This is a genomic window from Streptomyces sp. NPDC000075 (assembly GCF_040301925.1).
In the GTDB taxonomy this organism is placed as follows: Bacteria; Actinomycetota; Actinomycetes; order Streptomycetales; family Streptomycetaceae; genus Streptomyces; species Streptomyces polychromogenes.
This window is the reverse complement of record NZ_JBEPFL010000008.1, coordinates 89,717-108,097: the sequence shown is the minus strand read 5'-3', so window position 1 is coordinate 108,097 and position 18,381 is coordinate 89,717. Positions and strand designations below refer to the sequence as shown.

The window sequence follows — 18,381 nt, the reverse complement described above, 5'->3', positions numbered from 1 at the left end:
TCAGGAATGCGGAAGGGTGGGTGGTGCAGCGGGGTGGAGCGGGTCAGCAGGGCAGGGCCGCGGCCAGCAGCCCGGCCAGCACCGCGCAGTGCGGGGGGTCCACCAGGTCGTGGTGGTTGCCGGGGACCGCCGCCCGCAGGACGTGGCCCGCGGTGCGTGCGTGCCAGGCCCCCGGGTCGACCAGCGGGGTCCCGAGCTCCGGGTGCCGCTCGTCGACGGTGAAGAGGTGCAGGCCGACGGCGAGCACGGCGTCGGTGCGGTAGGCGGCGGAGGCCGTTCCGTTCGCCTCGGCGACCCGCAGCACTCTGCGCAGGGCCTCCGTGGGGGCGGTGCGGGGGAGGGTGCCCTCCGCGCGGCCCCGGCGCACCAGGACGTCGAGCAGTTCCTCCTCGTCCAGTTCGCGCGCCGAGCCGGCGTCGATCCCGGCGGCGAGGCCGTACCGCAGCAGGTCCGGATCGCCGGGCCCGGCATCCGTACCGGCCCGGTTCCCGGGCGCCGCGCCCGGCGCGGCCGCGTCGATCAGGCCGAGGAAGGCGACCTCCTCGCCGGCGGCCTCCAGCCGGGCGGCCATCTCGTAGGCCACCGTTCCGCCGAACGACCAGCCGGCCAGCAGGTACGGGCCGTGCGGCTGCTCCTCGCGCAGGGCGGCCAGGTACCGCTCGGCCATCTCGGGCACCGTCTCCAGCGGCCTCTCGCCGGTGTTGTAGCCCACCGACTCCAGACCGAGGATCCGCCGGTCGCCCCCGGGACGGGCGGACAGGTCCCGCACCAGGTCCCGGTAGCAGACGACATCGCCGCCCCGAGGGTGGACGAGGACCAGCGGCGGCCTGGACGGGTCACCGTCGGCCAGCGGGACCAGCAGCCTGGCGGCGGCCGCCCCCGCGTCCGGCAGCGCCTCGCACAGCAGCTCCACGGTGCGCCGGCGGAACACCAGGTTCAGCGGCAGCTCCACCCCGAACTCCCGGCGCACGGCCGCCATCAGGGCGAACGCCTTGAGCGAGTGGCCGCCGAGCGCGAAGAAGTCGTCACGCACCCCGATCGGGGCCGTGCCCAGGGTCTGCTCCCACAGCCGGGCCATCCGCAGCTCGGTCGTGTCGCGCGGGGCGACCCGCCCCGCGCCCCCGCCGCGCGCCGCGTCGGCCGACGGCGCGGGCAGCGCCTTGCGGTCGAGCTTGCCGTTCGGGGTGAGCGGGAGCCGCTCCAGCGCGGTGAGGACCGCCGGGACCATGTACTCGGGAAGGTCCTGGCGCAGGAAGTCGCCGAGCTCGCGCACGTCGCCCTCCTCGTCCCGCCAGGTCACGTAGCCGGCCAGGACGGCGTCCACCCCCGTGCCGTGGACGGCCACGGCCGCCGCCAGCACCCGAGGGTGGCGGGCGAGCGCCGACTCGATCTCGCCGAGCTCCATGCGGTGGCCGCGCACCTTCACCTGGCCGTCGGCCCGGCCCCGGTACTCCAGGGTGCCGTCCGCGAGCCGGCGTACGAGGTCACCGGTGCGGTACAGCCGTTCGCCCGCCCCGTACGGATCGGCCACGAACCGGTCCGCGGTCAGCCCCGGCCGCCCGTGGTAGCCGCGGGCCACCCCGGCACCGCCGATGTAGAGCTCGCCGAACACGCCCACCGGCACCGGGCGCAGCCGCGCGTCCAGGACGTGCAGCCGGGTGTTGGCGAGCGCCGTGCCGATCGGCACCGGCCCGTCGCCGACGGGGCCGGACAGGCGGTGGGCCGTCGACCAGACGGTGGTCTCCGTCGGCCCGTACACGTTCCGGACGGTGCCCAGCGCCGTACGCATCCGCTCGGCCAGGGCCGACGGCAGCGCCTCGCCGCCGCACAGCGCCCGCACGTGCGGTGCACGCCACCCCGACTCCATCAGCTGGTGCCAGGTGGCCGGAGTGGCCTGGACGACCGTGACCGGCGCCGAGTCCAGCTCCTTCGCGAGCAGGATGCCGTCCCGCGCGGTCTCGCGGTCGACGACCCGTACGGTCGCTCCGCACACGAGCGGGACCAGCAGCTCCAGCACGGCGATGTCGAAGGAGGCGGTGGTGACGGCCGCGACCGTGTCACCGGCCGTCAGCTCCAGTCGGCGCACCATGTCCCGGGTGAAGTTGGCCAGCGCCCGGTGCGGGACGGTGACCCCCTTCGGACGTCCCGTCGAGCCCGAGGTGTAGAGGGCGTACGCCAGCTGCTCCGGCTCCAGCCGCACGGGTGCGGGGTCGGCCGGCGCGTCCCCGTCCGAGGCCAGGGCGTCGAGGTCCACCACGGCGACCCCGTCCGGGGCCTGCGCGGGGCCGGAGAGCCCCGACACCACCATGACCCGGGCGCCGCTGTCCGCGAGCATGTAGCCGATGCGGTCCGCCGGATAGCCGGGGTCCACCGGCACGTACAGGCCGCCGGAGCGCAGCACGCCCAGCAGCGCCGCCGGGAGCAGCACGGAGCGCTCCGCGCAGACCGCCACCGCGCACTCCGGACCGACGCCGAGGCGGTTTAGCTCCCGGGCCAGCCGGCCCGAGACCTCCCACAGCCCGGCGTACGTCAGGCTCCGGTCGCCGTCGTCCACGGCGACCGCGCGCGGCGTACGGGAGGCCTGCTCGCCCACGAGCACGGGCAGCGGCCGGCCGTCGGCGGGCGCGGCGGAGCCGGTGCCCTCGTCCAGGATCCGGCGCTCCTCGGCCGGCCCCATCAGGGGCAGGGCGCCCAGCGGGGTCGTGGGATCGGCCACCGCGGCCGTGAGCAGTTCGGTCAGCGCCGAGGTCATGCCCTCGACGGTCGCCCGGTCGAAGAGGTCGGTGGCGAACACGGCCTCACCGCGCAGCGCGCCGGCCTCCTCGACGAAGTACAGCGAGAGGTCGAACTTCGAGGCACCGCTGGCCAGGGAGAGCGGTTCGACGTCCAGGCCGGCCGGCGCGGGCGGCGCGGCGGCCTCCTCGTCGAGCACCAGCATCACCTGGAACAGCGGGTTGCGGCTCAGGTCGCGCTCCGGCCGCACCTCCTCCACGAGGCGCTCGAACGGCACCTCCTGGTGGGCGTAGGCCCCCAGCGCGGTCTCCCGGGCCCGGTCCAGCAGCTCGCCGAACGCCGGGTCGCCGGACAGGTCGGTGCGCAGCACCAGGTTGTTGACGAAGAAGCCGATGAGCGGCTCCAGTTCGGTGCGGTCGCGGCCGGCGATGGGGGAGCCCACGGCCACGTCCTCGCCGCCCGACCAGCGGGCCAGCAGGGCCTGGAAGCCCGCCAGCAGCACCATGAACAGCGTGGCGTCGTGCAGGCGCCCCAGGTCGCGCAGCCGCCGCAGCAGCGGCTCGGGCAGCTCGAAGGAGAACTGCTCGCCCCGCCCGGACGGGGTGGCCGGCCGGGGCCGGTCGGTGGGCAGGTCCAGCGGGGCCAGGCCGCCGAGTCGCCCGCGCCAGTACCCCAGGGTGTCCGCGAGGGCGGCGTCGCCGAGGCGGTCACGCTGCCAGGAGGCGAACTCACGGTAGGAGACGGCGAGTTCCGGCAGGGGCTCGGCCCCCTCGACGGTGCGGGCCCGGTAGGCGGCGAAGAACTCCCGCCAGAACACTCCCACCGACCAGCCGTCGAAGGCGATGTGGTGGGCCACGATCACCAGCAGGTGCTCCCGCGCCGCGATCCGCACCAGCCGGGCCCGCAGCGGGCCCCCGGCCGTCAGGTCGAAGGGCTGCGCGGCGTCGTGCACGGCCAGCTCCCGCGCCCGCTCCTCGGCCGCCGGCGCACCGAGCTCCGAGAGGTCGGTGAAGTCAGGAGCGAACAGGGAGGCCGGACCGGGCACGACACGGGCCGCGAAGACCCCCGCGTCGCCGCCTTCCCCGGTCTCCTCGATCCGGGAGCGCAGCACCTCGTGCCGGGCGACGACGTCCGTCAGCGCGCCCAGGGCGGCGGCGGTGTCGAGTTCCCCGGTCAGCCGTACGGCACCGGGCATGTTGTAGTCGGGCCGGCCCGGCTGGAGCCGGTCCAGCAGCCACAGCCGCTGCTGCCCGAAGGACAGCGGGCCGGGCCCCTCGGGCAGCGCGGGGATCGGCGCTCCCGCCGCGTCCGCCCCGGCCGGTGAGGCCAGCGCCCGGGCCAGGTCCCCGGCCACCGGGTGCCGGAAGAGCAGCTGCATCGGAATGTCCAGGTCCAGCAGGGCGCGCAGCCGGGAGATGACCCGGGTGGCGCGCAGGGAGTGCCCGCCGCGCTCGAAGAAGTGGTCACGGACCCCGATCGGGCCCTCGCCGAGCACCTCCTCCCAGACCTCGGCGACCGTCCGCTCCAGCGGGGTGCGCGGGGCCACGTACGCCCGGTGCCCGCCGGCCGCGCCGGCCTCGGGCGCGGGCAGCGCGCGGCGGTCGGTCTTCCCGTTCGGGGTCAGAGGCAGCGCCTCCAGCACCACCAGCGCGGACGGCACCATCGCCGCCGGCAGGGCCGCGCGGACGAAGTCCAGCACCGCGGCCGGATCACCGCCGCCCTCCCGCCACACCACGTACCCGGCGAGCAGCCGGTCGGCGCCCTCGCCGTGCGCGGCGGCCACGGCCCGGGCCACGTCCGGATGACGCAGCAACGCGGCCTCGACCTCGCCCAGTTCGATCCGGTGACCCCGGACCTTGACCTGGTTGTCCCGGCGGCCGTGGAACTCCAGCACCCCGTCGGACCGCAGCCGCGCCAGGTCGCCGGTGCGGTACATGCGCGCTCCGGGAGGCCCGTACGGGTCCGGCGGATAGGCCTCGGCGGTGCGCGCCGGATCGCCCAGGTAGCCGCGGGCCACCCCGCGCCCGGCGATGAACAGCTCACCGATCGCGCCCCGGGGGAGCGGTTCGAGGTGCTCGCCGAGCACGAGGACCCGGGCGCCGGGCAGCGGCCGCCCGATGGGGATGCGGCCCGCCTCGATGTCGGCGTCCGTCACCACGTGGTACGTGGTGGTGTTCGTGCACTCCGTCGGACCGTACTGGTTGACCAGCCGCAGCCGGCCGGGCACGCCCAGGGTGTGGGCGGCGCGCGCCAGGCCGGGGGTCAGCGCCTCGCCGGTGGTCATCACCAGCCGCAGCGCGGTCGCGGGCTCGGTGACGGCGGCGACCAGCGGTTCCAGCATCGACGGGACGATCGACAGCAGCGCCGTCACACCTTCGCCGTGCAGCAGCCGGGCCAGCGCCTCCGGGTCCCCGGCCTCGTCCTGCGAGGCCAGTACGATCCGGCCGCCGGTGGTCAGCGGGGCGAACAGGTCACGCACCGAAGGGTCGAAGGTCAGCGCGGTACGGGCGAGCACCGCGTCCTCGGGACCGAGGCCGAAGGTGGAGGTCAGCGCGGCCAGGTAGCCGGTGATGGCGCCGTGCGTGACGGCCACGCCCTTGGGGCGGCCGGTGGACCCGGAGGTGTACAGCAGATAGGCCAGGTGCGCGGGGGAGACCGCGACGGGCGGCTCCGTGGCGGGCAGCGTGTCCACCACGTGCTGCTCGGCGTCCAGGTCCAGGACCGGTACGTCGCCGGTCAGGCCCGCGGGCGGCCCGCCGGGCAGGCCCGCCGTCAGCACCAGGTGGGCTCCGCTGCCGGCGAGGACCGTCCGGATCCGCTCGGCCGGGTGTCCCGCGTCGAGCGGCACGTAGGCGCCGCCGGCCTTCAGCACCGCGAGGACGCACACCAGCATGCGCGGGTCCCGGCCGGTCAGTACCGCCACCCGGGTCTCGGGGCCGGTGCCGAGCTCCCTCAGGCGGTGGGCCAGCCGGTTGGCGGCCGCGTCGAGCTCCGCGTAACCGAGGGTGCGGCCCTCGCAGGTCACGGCCGGGGCGTCCGGCCGCAGCCGGGCCTGCTCCGCCACCAGGGAGTGCAGGGTCCGCGCCGCCGGCCCGTCCGTCCGGGGCGCGCACTCCTCGCCGAGCAGGGCGGCGTGCTCCTGCGGGGACAGCACGTCCAGCCGGGACAGCGGTGCGTCGGGGGTCTCGGCCGCACCGGCCAGCAGCCGCAGGTAGTGCGCGCCGAACCGCTCGACGGTGGCCCGGTCGAACAGGTCCGTCGCGTACTGCACGGTGCCGGTCAGACCGCCGGGGTGCTCGGTCATCGCCAGACTGAGGTCGAACTTGGCCGTCCCGTTGGAGGTGTCGAGGCTCTCGACCTCCACCCCCTCCAGCGGCAGGGCCGCGAGCTGCTCGGGATGCAGCTGGAACAGCACGTCGAACAGCGGGTTGCGGCTGAGGTCGCGCTCCGGCCGCAGCTCCTCCACCAGCCGGTCGAACGGGACGTCCTGGTGCTCGTACGCGGCCAGCGCGGTCCGGCGCACCCGCCCCAGCAGCTCACCGAAGGCCGGGTCGCCCGACAGGTCGGTGCGCAGCACGAGGGTGTTCACGAAGAAGCCGACGAGCGGCTCCAGTTCGGTGCGGTCGCGACCCGCGATGGGCGAGCCCACCGCGATGTCGGCCTGACCCGTGTAGCGGGCCAGCACCGCCTGGAAACCGGCCAGCAGCACCATGAACAGGGTGGCGCCGCGCTCCCGGGCCAGCGCCCCGAGCCGCTGGGCGAGCTCGGCCGGGACCTCGAAGACGAAGGCGTCACCCGCACCGGAGCGCACCTGCGGCCGCGGCCGGTCGGTGGGCAGCTCCAGGGCCGGGAGCCCGCCGAGGGCCGCCCGCCAGTGCGCGATGCCCGCGTCGGCCTCGCCGTCCGCCAGCCGGCGCTGCTGCCAGTACGCGAAGTCCCCGTACTGCACCGGCAGTTCCGGCAGCACCGGACGCTCCCCGAGGCGCAGGGCCGCGTAGGCCCCGGACAGCTCCCGCCACAGCACCGGCATCGACCAGCCGTCGCCGACGGTGTGGTGCAGGACCAGGACGAGGAGGTGCTCGTCGTCCGCGACCTGCACCACGCGGGCCCGCAGCAGGGGCGCCGCGCCCAGGTCGAAGGGGGCGGCGGCGTCGGCGTGGGCCAGGCCGAGCGCCCGTGAACGGGCCTCCTCGCGGGGCAGGTCCCCCAGGTCGGTGCGGACGGGGACGAAGACCTCCGGCGCCTCCACGATCTGGACGGGGCCCGAGGGGCCCTCGGTGATCCGCGAGCGCAGCACCTCGTGCCGGGTCACCACCGCGCACAGCGCGGCGTCCAGCGCGTCGGCGTCCAGCGGGCCCCGCAGCCGGGCCGCGACGGGGATGTTGTAGTCGGGCCGGCCGGGCTGGAGCTGGTCCAGGAACCACAGCCGCTGCTGCGCGAACGACAGCGGCGCGCTCTCCCCGGCCGGCCGGGCGCCGATCGCGGTGACGGGGGCCGCCGCCGGAGCGGCGGCGCCGGGGCCGTCGCCGCGCAGGGCGTCCAGCGCCGCCGCGAACCGCTCCAGCGTGGGGTGCTCGAACAGCAGCCGCAGCGGCACGCCCGTGCCCAGCCGGGCGCCGAGCCGGGACACGGCGCGCGTGGCCCGCAGCGAGTGGCCGCCCAGGGCGAAGAAGTCGTCGTGACGGCCGATCCGCCCGGTGCCCAGCACCTCGCCCCACACGGCCGCGGCGAGCTCCTCGGTCGCGGTCGCCGGCGCCGCGAACTCGGCCCGGAGCAGCCCCTCCTCGGGGGGCGCGGGCAGCGCGCGCCGGTCCAGCTTGCCGTTCGGTGTCACCGGCAGCGCGGCGAGCGTGACGATCGCCGAGGGCAGCATGTACGCGGGCAGCCGTTCGGCGAGCGCCCGGCGCAGCTCCGCCGGGTCCGCCACCTGCCCCTCCGAGGGCACCACGTAGGCGACCAGACGCTGCTCGCCGGGGGTGTCCTCGCGGACCACCACCGCGGCGTGTCCGACCTGCGGGCCGCGCACCAGTTCGGCCTCGATCTCGCCCGGCTCGATCCGGTGGCCGCGGATCTTGACCTGCTGGTCGCTCCGGCCGAGGTAGTCGACGGTGCCGTCGGGGCGCCGCCGGGCCAGGTCGCCCGTGCGGTACATGCGGGCGCCCGGGGCGCCGTACGGGTCGGGGGTGAACTGCCGTGCGGTCAGGCCGGGCCGGCCGAGGTAGCCGCGGGCCACGCCGGTACCGCCGACGCACAGTTCGCCGACGGCGCCCTGCGGCACCGGGCGGCCGCGCCCGTCCAGGACGTACAGGCGGGTGTCGTCCAGGGCGGTGCCGATGGGGACCCGGCCGTCCACGACGGCGCCGGCGCGGGGGTCCAGCCGGTGGCGCGTGGCGAAGGTGGTGGTCTCGGTGGGCCCGTAGGCGTTGACGAGGACGGTGTCCGGAGCCTGCTCCAGGGCACGGGCGAAGGAGTGCGGGGAGGCGGCCTCGCCGCCCGTCCACACCTCCCGCACCCGGGTCAGCAGCTCCACGCACTCCTCGACCACCAGGTTGAACAGGGCGGCCGTGAGGAACATCGAGGTGATCCGGTGTTCCTCCACCAGCCGGGCCAGGGCGGCGGTGTCCACCCGGCCGGGCGGTGCCACGACCACCAGCCCGCCGGACAGCAGGGGTACCCACAGCTCGTACGTCGAGGCGTCGAACGACAGCGGGGAGTGGGCCAGCACCCGTCGGTGCGCGGCGCCGAAGGCGGTGTCACGGGCGAGCGCCGCGACATTGGCGTGGGTGACGCCGATGCCCTTGGGCTCGCCCGTGGAACCGGAGGTGTACATCACGTACGCCAGCTGGTCCGGGGAGCACGTCGGGTACGGGGCCGGTGCGGCGGACGTATCCCCGTCCGCCGGGGCCGTCGCGTCGAGCACCGGAACGGGCGAGGTGCGGACGGCCTCGTGGCCGGCCGTCGCGGGATCGGCGAGCAGCAGGCGGGCGCCGGTCCGCTCCAGCATCCAGTGCAGCCGGGCGACGGGGAACCCCTCGCCGAGCGGGACGTAGAGTCCGCCGGCCTTCAGGACGGCCAGGATCGCCACCGGGAGGTGGACCGAGCGCTCCATCAGCAGGGCGACCGGGGTTTCGCGCTCCACCCCGGCGGCGGCCAGCCGGGCCGCCAGCAGGTCGGACCGGGAGTCGAGTTCGGCGAAGCTCAGACGGTCGGCGCCGCAGACCACGGCCTCGGCGCCGGGGGTGCGCCGGACCTGCTCGGCGAACAGCTCCACCAGGGAGACCGGGGCCAGGTCCGGGCGGGCCGTGCCGTGCCCCCCGGCCGCGATCCGGGCCACGGTCGGGGCGGAGGGCAGCAGCTCGGCCAGGGGACGGTCGGGCTCCTCGGCGGCGGAGGACAGCAGCTCCAGGTAGTGGCCGAGGACGAGTTCGGCCGTGGCCCGGTCGAACAGGTCGGTGTCGAAGACCAGCGAGCCGGAGCAGGTCTCGGCGCCCTCGGAGACGAAGACGCTCAGGTCGAAGAGGGAACCGCCGAAGTCCATCCGCTCGGCCCGGGCGTCCAGTCCCGGCAGTCGCAGCCCGGCCGTCTCGTCCTGCGCCGACGCGAACATCACCTGCACGAGCGGGTTGCGGTCGCCGACCCGCTCGGGGCTCAGGTGCTCCACCAGCCGGTCGAAGGGCACCTCCTGGTGGTCGTACGCGTCCACCGTCGCCCGGCGGACCCGGCCGAGCAGCTCACGGAAGCCCACCTCGCCCGACAGGTCGGCGCGCAGCACCACGGTGTTGACGAAGAACCCGACCAGGGGCTCCAGTTCCACCCGGTCGCGCCCGGCCACCGGAGTGCCGACGGCGATGTCCGTGCTGCCCGCGTAGCGGGCCAGGGTGGCCTGGAAACCGGCCAGGAGCGTCATGAAGAGGGTGGCGCCGGCGCCCTCGGCGATCCCGCGCAGCCGGGTGGTGAGGCGGGCGTCGAGGGTGAACTCCAGGCTCGCGCCGTCGCCGCTGCGACGGGTCGGCCGGGGCCGGTCCGCGGGCAGATCGAGAGCCTCCAGCCCCGCCAGGGACTTCTCCCACCAGCGCAGCCGGCCGTCCATCGCGCCGCTCGCGAACCGGTCGCGCTGGGCACGGGCGTACCCCTGGTAGTCCAGCGGCAGCGGCGCCTGCGCCAGGGGCCGCCCCGCGATCAGGGCCGCGTAACCCTCGGACAGCTCACGCCACAGCAGGCCCATGGACCAGCCGTCGGTGGCGATGTGGTGGACCACCAGCACCAGCAGGTGGTCCTCGGCGCCGAGCCGGATCAGCAGGGCGCGCAGCAGCGGGCCGGCCGCGAGGTCGAAGGGTCTGCGGACCTCCTCCCGGGCCAGGCCGTGGGCCCGCTCCTCCAGTTCCGCGAGGGGGGCGTCGCCCAGGTCCAGCACCGGCAGCGGGACGGCCTCCGGGGCGGGCAGGACCACCGGGTGCGGGGCGCCGTCGCGCTCCTCGAAGACGGTCCGCAGCGGTGCGTGACGGGCCACGACGGCCGTCAGGGCGCGGCGCAGCGGCTCCGGGTGGAGGCGGCCGCGCAGCCGTACGACCTCGGGGATCGCGTAGCCGGGGGTGCCGTCCGCCATCCGGTCCACCAGCCACATCCGCTCCTGGGCGAACGAGGCGACGGGCTCGGCGCCCGGCCCGCCGGCCGCCGGAGCGGGCACCGGCGCCGGCGCGGCGGCCGGACCGGCCGCCGTCTCGTCCAGCGCGGCGCGCACCCGGCGGCGCAGCAGCTCACGGGCGGCGGCCAGGCGGCTGTCCGTGCCGGCGGCCGGCATGCTCTCCTGGGTGGTCACGAGGTCTCTCCTTGAAGTACGAGGGAAGGAACGGCGTCGGCGTCGGCGAACGGGGCCGGTTCGGCCTCCAGATCGGCCAGCAGCACCGTTTCGACGGCGACGGCGAGGGCGGCGACGGTCCGCTGCTCGAAGAGGGTGTGCAGGGGCAGGTCCAGGCCGAGGGACTGGCGCAGCCGGGCCGCCACCCGGGTGGCGCTCAGCGAGTGCCCCCCGAGGGCGAAGAAGTCGTCGTGGCGGCCGATCCGCGGCGCGTCCAGGACGGAGGCCCACACCATGGCGACCAGTTCCTCGGTCTCCCCGGCGGGCGGCTCGTACCCGGTGGCGGCGGGCGCGGCGGGAGCCGGGAGCGCCCTGCGGTCGAGCTTGCCGTTCGGTGTGACGGGCAGCCCGTCCACGACGACCAGCACCGGCACCATGTACTCCGGAAGGGAGCGGGCCAGTTCGGCGCGCATCGCCTCGGTGTCCGGGGCCGGGTCCGCCCCGGCCTCCGGGACGACGTACCCGACGAGCCTGCGCTCGCCCGGGACGTCCTCGCGGACCACGACCGCGGCCCGGCCGACGCCGTCGAGGTGGCCCAGCGCCGTCTCGATCTCACCGAGTTCGATCCGGAAGCCGTGGATCTTCACCTGGTCGTCGGTGCGGCCCAGGTACTCCACCGAGCCGTCGGCCCGGTGGCGGGCCAGGTCACCGGTGCGGTACATGCGCGAGCCCGGCGGGCCGAACGGGTCCAGCGGGAAGCGCTCCGCGGTCAGCGCCGGGCGCCGCAGGTAGCCACGGGCCAGGCCCGCCCCCGCCAGGAACAGCTCCCCGGCGACCCCCACCGGGACGGGCCGGCCGCGCGGGTCGAGCACGTACAGCGAGGTGTTCCAGATCGGCCGGCCGATGGGCACGGGCCCGGCGTCCTCGCGGCGGCAGTCCCAGTGCGTGACGTCCACGGCCGCCTCCGTGGGCCCGTACAGGTTGTGCAGGGGCACGTCGAGCACATCGAGGAACCGGTTCTTCAGCTCCTCCGGCAGGGCCTCGCCACTGCACACGACCCGCCGCAGCGACCGGCAGCGGCCCGCCCCGGGATCCTCGACGAACGCCGCCAGCATGGAGGGGACGAAGTGGACGGTGGTGACCGACTCCTCCTGGATCACCCGGCTCAGGTAGGCGGGATCCTTGTGCCCGCCGGGCTCGGCGACCACCAGGGCCGCGCCGGTGATCAGCGGCCAGAAGAACTCCCACACCGACACGTCGAAGCCGAACGGGGTCTTCTGCAGCACCCGGTCGTCCGCACCCAGCCGGTACCGGTCCTGCATCCACAGCAGCCGGTTGACGATGGCCGAGTGCTCCACGACGACGGCCTTGGGCCGCCCCGTCGACCCGGACGTGTAGATCACGTACGCGGGGTGCCCGGGCAGCGGCCCCGGCCCCGCCGCACCGGGGTCCCCGTCGTGGACGGCCCGCGGATCCAGCCGGGGCAGGTCCGCCGGGACCGGCAGCGTCGCCGCCACCGCGTCGTCCGCGAGCAGCAGCACCGGCCCGGCGTCGGACAGCAGGTACGCGATCCGGTCCGCCGGCAGCGAGGGGTCCACCGGAAGGTAGGCGGCCCCCGCCTTCAGCACGGCCAGCAGCGAGACCACCATCTCGGTGGAGCGGTGCAGGGCGACCGCGACGATCTTCTCCGCGCCGGCGCCCCGGGCGCGCAGGGCCCGGGCCAGCCGCTCGGCCCGGGCGTCGAGCTCCCCGTACGTCAGGTGCTCGCCCCGGAAGACGGTCGCCGGGGCGTCCGGCGTCCGGGCCACCTGCCGCTCGAACAGTTCCACCAGAGTGGTGTCGGGGACCGGCACGGCGGTGCCGTTCCACTCCCGGATCAGCCGGTGCTGCTCCGCGGACAGCAGGTCCACCTCCCCGACCGCGGTGTCGGGGGCGTCGGCGACGGCCGTGAGCAGCCGCTCCAGCGCCTCGCCCAGGCTGCGCGCCGTCCGCGCGTCGAGGACGTCCATGCGGTGGTCGAGGTGCAGCCGCAGCCGCTCCCCGGGCAGCACGATGAGGTTGACGGTGTAGTGGGTGGCGTCCGAGCCCTCCACCCCGGTCAGTCGCGGTCCGCCGGCCAGCTCCCGCATCGACTCCAGGTCGAGCGGGTAGTTCTCGACGACGACCGTGGTGTCGAAGAGGGCGCCCAGCCCGGCCGCCCGCTGGATGCCGGCGAGTCCGGCGTGCTGGTGGTCCATCAGTTCGGCCTGCTCGTCCTGGAACCGGCCGAGGGCGGCCAGCAGCGGCTCGTCCTCGCGGATCCGGAACCGCACGGGCAGGGTGTTGATCAGCAGCCCGACCATGTCCTCGATGCCCGCGACGTCGGCGGTGCGCCCGGAGACGGTCCCGCCGAACACCACGTCGTCCCGCCCGGTCACCCGGCCCAGCAGCATCGCCCAGACGCCCTGGACCACGCTGTTGAGGGTCACGCCCGCGCTGCGGGCCCGCGCGGTGAGCCGGGCCGTCAGCTCGGCCGGCAGCTCCACCGCGACCCGCTCGGGCAGCGCGTCGATCCGGTTGGGATCGGCCGCGCCCAGCAGGGTGGGCTCCTCCAGCCCGGCCAGCGCGGTCCTCCACGCGGTCTCGGCGGCGCCGTCGTCCCGGCGGGCCAGCCAGTCCAGGTGCGAGCGGTACGGGACCGCTTCCGCCACCGCGCCGGACCCGGCGCCCGAGGCCTGTCCGGCGTATCCGGTGAGCAGTTCGCGCAGCAGCACCGCCGAGGACCAGCCGTCCCAGACGATGTGGTGGTTCGTCATGACGAGGCGGTGCTCGGCCGCGCCGAACCGGACCAGGGTGAAGCGCACCAGCGGCGGCCGCTCCAGGTCGAAGCGCCGGGCCCGGTCCGCCGCGAGCAGCCGCCGCCACTCCCGCTCCCGGTCGGCGGAACCGAGTCCGCCCAGGTCCACGGCCTCCCACGGCACCTCGACGGACTCGACGACGACCTGCGCCGGCCCGTCCAGACCCTGGTCGGTGAAGGCGGAACGCAGCGCGCTGTGGCGGCGCAGCAGCCGGTCGCAGGACGCCCGCAGGGTGTCCTCGTCCAGGGCGCCCTCCAGGGTCAGGACGATCTGGCCGGTGTAGGCGTCCATCGCCCCCGTGTCGAAGGCGGAGTGGAAGAAGAGCCCCTCCTGGAGCGGCGAGAGCGGCAGCACGTCGCAGAGCCCGGCGTAGCGCGCGGCCAGGGCGTCCGTCTCCGGCTGCGTCAGCCGGACCAGCGGCAGGTCACGGGGGGTGAGGCGGCGCGGCCGGGCGGCGCCCGTCCAGCCGGCCAGCAGGCGCAGGGCCTCGCCCCAGGCCGACACCAGGGCGTCCGCCTCGGCCTCGGTCAGCAGCTCCGCGGGATGGGTGACGACCGCGGTGAAGGCGGGACCGCCGGCGCCGTCCACGGCCATGGCGTCGATCTGCAGGGCGTGCTCGACGGGCATCGCCGGGTCCACCTCGGCCCGCAGGCCGCCCGCCTCGGGGGCAGGGCTCCAGGGCGCCTCGTCGCCGCCGGCGAACCTGCCCAGGTAGTTGAACAGGATCCGGGGGCGCGGGAGGGCGGACAGTTCCTCGGCGCTGCGCGGATCGAGCCGGCTCAGCAGCCCGAAGCCCGTGCCGTGGTCCGGGACGGAGGCGACCGTCGAGTGGACCCGCGCGACCAGTTCGGCCAGCGCGTCACCGCCCCGGGAAGCCGCGTCCAGGTCGAGGCCGGCCAGGTCGAACCGGACCGGGTACTGGGTGGTGAACCAGCCCACGGTGCGCGCCAGGTCGTGCCGGCCGGTGCGGTCGACGCGGCCGTGGCCCTCCAGGTCGACCAGCAGCGACCCGGGGGCACTGCCGGGGAAGCGCAGCCGGTGGGCCGCGAGGACCAGCCCCGCGAGCAGCACCTCGGCCGGGCCGGTGCGCAGCGCGCCGGGCACCCCGGCCAGCAGCGGGCCGGCGACCTCGGCGGGCAGGCCGAGCGTCAGCGTGCGCGTGGCACCGGCGGTGTCCCGCACCGGGTCGGGGATCCGCTGCCAGGGCTCCCGCGGGTCCGGGGCCTCCCCGGAGCCCTCCAGCGTCGAGCGCCAGAAGGGGAGCTCGGCCCGCACCTCCGGGGAGCCCGCCTGGAGTTCGAGATGGTGGGCCCAGGCACGGAAGGAGACCTCCCCGTCCGGGGCGGGAAGCGGACGCCCGGCGACGGCGGCCTCCCAGGCCGTGGCCAGGTCGGCCGCCAGGATCCGCCACGACACCCCGTCCACCGCCAGGTGGTGCACGCACAGCAGCAGCCGGTCCGGCGCCGCCCCACCGGTGTCGAAGCGCACGGCCCGGAGCATCACCGAGGCCTCGGGGTCCAGCTCTCCGGCCGCCTCCCGGGCCGCCTCCGCCATGACGGCGGCGCGGGCGGACTCGTCCGATCCGGCCACGTCGACGGTGCGGTACAGCCGGGCCACGTCGACCGAACCGGGCTCGCCGACCGTGCACAGCGGGCCCTCCGGGCCGGCGGTCACGCCCAGGCGCAGCGCCCCGTGCCGGTCCACGACCGACTGCAGTACCCGTACGAGCGTCGCGTCGTCCGCGCCCTCGGGCAGGGTCAGCACCATGGACTGGCTGAACCGGCCGAAGGGCCCGGGCCCGTCGAGCAGCCAGCGCATGACCGGTGTCGCGGGGAGCGGACCGCACTCCGCGACGGCCGGACCGGCGGTGGCCGCCGGGGTCCCGTGGCCGGGCTCGCCGACGGCTGCGGCGAGGGCCGCCGGGGTCTTGTGCGCGAACACCTCGCGCAGGGTGAAGGAGAAGCCCCGGGCCCGCGCCCGGCTGGTCAGGCCGAGGGCGGTGATGCTGTCGCCGCCGAGCTCGAAGAAGTTGTCGTCCGGGGTCGCGGTGGTGCCGAGGGCTTCGGAGAACAGCTCCGCGAGCGCCAGCTCGGTGGCGCCGTACGCCCGCTCGGGACGCTCCGGACGGGCCGTGGCCTCGGGGACGCGCAGCCGCGCGCGGTCGACCTTCCCGCCCGGGGTGAGGGGCAGCCGGTCCACCGCCACGAAGGTACGGGGCACCATGTAGCCCGGCAGGATGCGGCCCAGCTCCTCCGCCAGCGCGTCCGGTGCGGGCACCGGGCCGCCGTCGGCCGGCGGTGCCACGAAGGCGACGAGCCGGCGGGCTCCGCCCGCGGGGGCGTGCACGACGACCGCGGCCTGCCCGACCGAGGGCTGCCGGCCGAGCACCGCCTCGATCTCGCCCAGTTCGATCCGGTGACCGTTGATCTTGACCTGGCGGTCCACCCGCCCCACGAACTCCAGTTCGCCCCCCGCCGTCCAGCGCACGAGGTCGCCCGTCCGGTACATCCGCGCACCGGGCACACCGGAGAAGGGGTCCGGCACGAAACGGTCGGCGGTCATGGCGGGCCGCCCCGCGTACCCGTGGGCGAGACCCGCACCGGCCACGCAGAGCTCGCCGGTCGCTCCCGGCGGCAGCAGCCGCAGCCCCCGGTCGACCACGTACGCACGGTGGTTGACCATCGGGCGCCCGATCGGCGGGATCCGGCCGTGCGAGGGCGCGGCCACCCGGTGCATGGTCACGGACACGGCCGCCTCGGTGGGCCCGTACGCGTTCCAGACCTCGCGGCCGTCCGTCGCCCAGCGGTCCACGGCGTCCCCGGACGGGGCCTCACCACCCGTGGACAGGAACCGCAGCGCCGGCAGGCCCGCCGGATCCAGCAGCGGCAGGAGGGCGGGCGGCAGGTCGGCGACCGTCACCGCCTGCCCGGCGAGCAGCGCCTGGAGCCGGTCGACGTCGACCCGCTCGGCGTCGGTGGCCAGGACCAGGGTGGAACCGCTCAGCAGGGAACCGAAGACGTCCAGGACCGACACGTCGAACGACAGCGAGGCGAACCCGAGGAACCGTTCCGTGCGCCCGGACCCACCGGGCCCGTCGCCCGCGCCGCACAGCGCGAGGTGGCCGCGTACGAAGTCCACGGCCGCCGCGTGCGGGACGACGACGCCCTTCGGCTCGCCCGTACTGCCCGACGTGTACAGCAGGTACGCGGCGGACGCGCCCGGCACCGGCACGGACCTCCGGCCGGAGCGCGGCCCTTCGGCCGGCGCGCTCGCGTCGACCACGCCCGTCAGGTCGTGCGGCAGCCGGTCGCGACCGCCCGGCCCGGCGACGACCGTGCGCAGCCCGGCGTCGCGCACGATGTACGCGATGCGCTCGGCCGGCAGGCCGGGGTCGAGCGGTACGTAGCAGCCGCCCGCCTTCAGGACGCCGAGCAGGGCCGCGACCATCGCCGGGGAGCGCTCCACGCAGACGCCGACGGGGGTGCCGGGTCCGACGGCCGTCCGCAGCCGGTCCGCGATGTCCTCGGCCCAGACGTCGAGCTCCCGGTAGGTGACCTCCTGGCCGGCGCAGACCACGGCGGCCCGCTCGGGGGTGCGCGCCGCCACCTCCTCGAAGAGCGTGTGCAGCGACGCGTCCCCTGCCACGGGGCCGGCGCCGCCCTCCGCGAACACGGCGAGCCGCTCCTCGTCCTCGGAGGTCAGGAAGGGCAGCGAGCCGACCCGGGCCTCGTCCCCGGCCGAGGCGAGGGCGACCAGGAACCGGGTGAACCGCACCCGCAGCGCGTCGAGTTCAACGCGGTCGACGTCGGCGGCGTCGCCCTCGGCCTGCACGGTCAGCGGGCTGTCGCCGCCGCGGTCGTAGACGTTGAGCGAGACGTGCTCCACCGGGCCGACCGAGAGGTTGTGCGCGGAGGCGGGAGCCCCGGCGAAGGACAGCTCGTAGTCGAAGGACATCAGGTTGACGGCCGCGTCCCACAGCCGGGGTCCGCTCCCGGTGAACTCCTCGATGCGGTACCGCTGGTGGCGCAGGGCCTCCTTGATACCGGCCGAGGTGCCGCGCACCAGCTCGCCGACCGTCGTCTCCGCGGTGACCGTCAGCCGCAGCGGCAGCACCTTGGAGAACATGCCGGGCGTCCGGCGGGCGTCCGGGGTGGTGCGGCCGGTGACCGGCAGACCCAGCACCACGTCCTCCGTACCGCCCGCCCGGTGCAGGTGGGCGGCGGCCGCCGCCATCACCAGCGCCGACCAGCGCGTGCCGTGCCGGCGGGCCGCCTCGCGCAGGACGCGGGCGTCGGCGGGGTCGAGGTCGCCGCTCACCCGCACCGTCGTACCCGAGGCGGGCGCCGGGACGCTGCCGGTGAAGGAGACGGGCTCGGGGGCCCCGTCCAGCCGGGCCCGCCAGAACTCCCGGTCCCGCGCGCACCGCTCCGAGTCCGCGTACTCCTCCTCCTCGGCCACGATCCGCTGCCACGGCGCGCTCTCGACGGCCGGCACGGGCTCGCCCGCGACCAGCGCCGAGTACACCTGCGCGGTCCGCCGCGCGAGGATCGAGCCGGTGACCCCGTCCGCGACGAGGTGGTGGTAGCCCTGCATCCAGCGGTACGCCGCCGGACCGGTCCGCACCAGGAGGTACCGGCACACGTCCCCGGACGCCAGGTCCGTCGGCCGGGCCAGCTCGGCGCGCATCAGCCGCTCGCACTCGGCGTCCGGATCCGGGTGGTCGCCGACGTCGGCCGTCTCCATCCGCAGCGGCGGCGGCCCGGCGGGTATCTGCCGCACCACCCCGTCCACCTCGGCGAAGCGGACGCACAGCGTCTCGGTTCCGGCCACCATCGTGCGCACCGCCTCGGCGAGCAGCTCCGGATCCACCGCCCCGCGGATCTCCAGGTACTCGGCGATGGTGTAGTCGAGGCGGGTGGGGTCGAGTTGCTGTGCGAACCAGACGCCGTTCTGCGGCGGGGTGAGCGGCAGCGGCCGGCGGTCGTGAGTGGCCATGCGGTGGTCAGTCTCCTC

At 76.2% G+C, this 18,381-nt stretch carries 2 protein-coding genes; both read right to left on the bottom strand.

Annotation, left to right across the window (positions count from 1 at the left end; translation table 11 throughout):
• Positions 1-43: 43 nt before the first annotated feature.
• Positions 44-10,552 (bottom strand): non-ribosomal peptide synthetase, encoded by a 10,509-nt coding sequence (locus tag ABT403_RS12410; RefSeq protein WP_344158761.1) that lies wholly within the window; start codon positions 10,550-10,552, stop codon positions 44-46.
• Entirely contained in the window at positions 10,549-18,363 is a 7,815-nt protein-coding gene (locus ABT403_RS12405; RefSeq protein WP_344158763.1) for a non-ribosomal peptide synthetase, read from the bottom strand. The genes ABT403_RS12410 and ABT403_RS12405 overlap by 4 nt, the downstream gene beginning before the upstream one ends.
• Positions 18,364-18,381 lie beyond the last annotated feature (18 nt).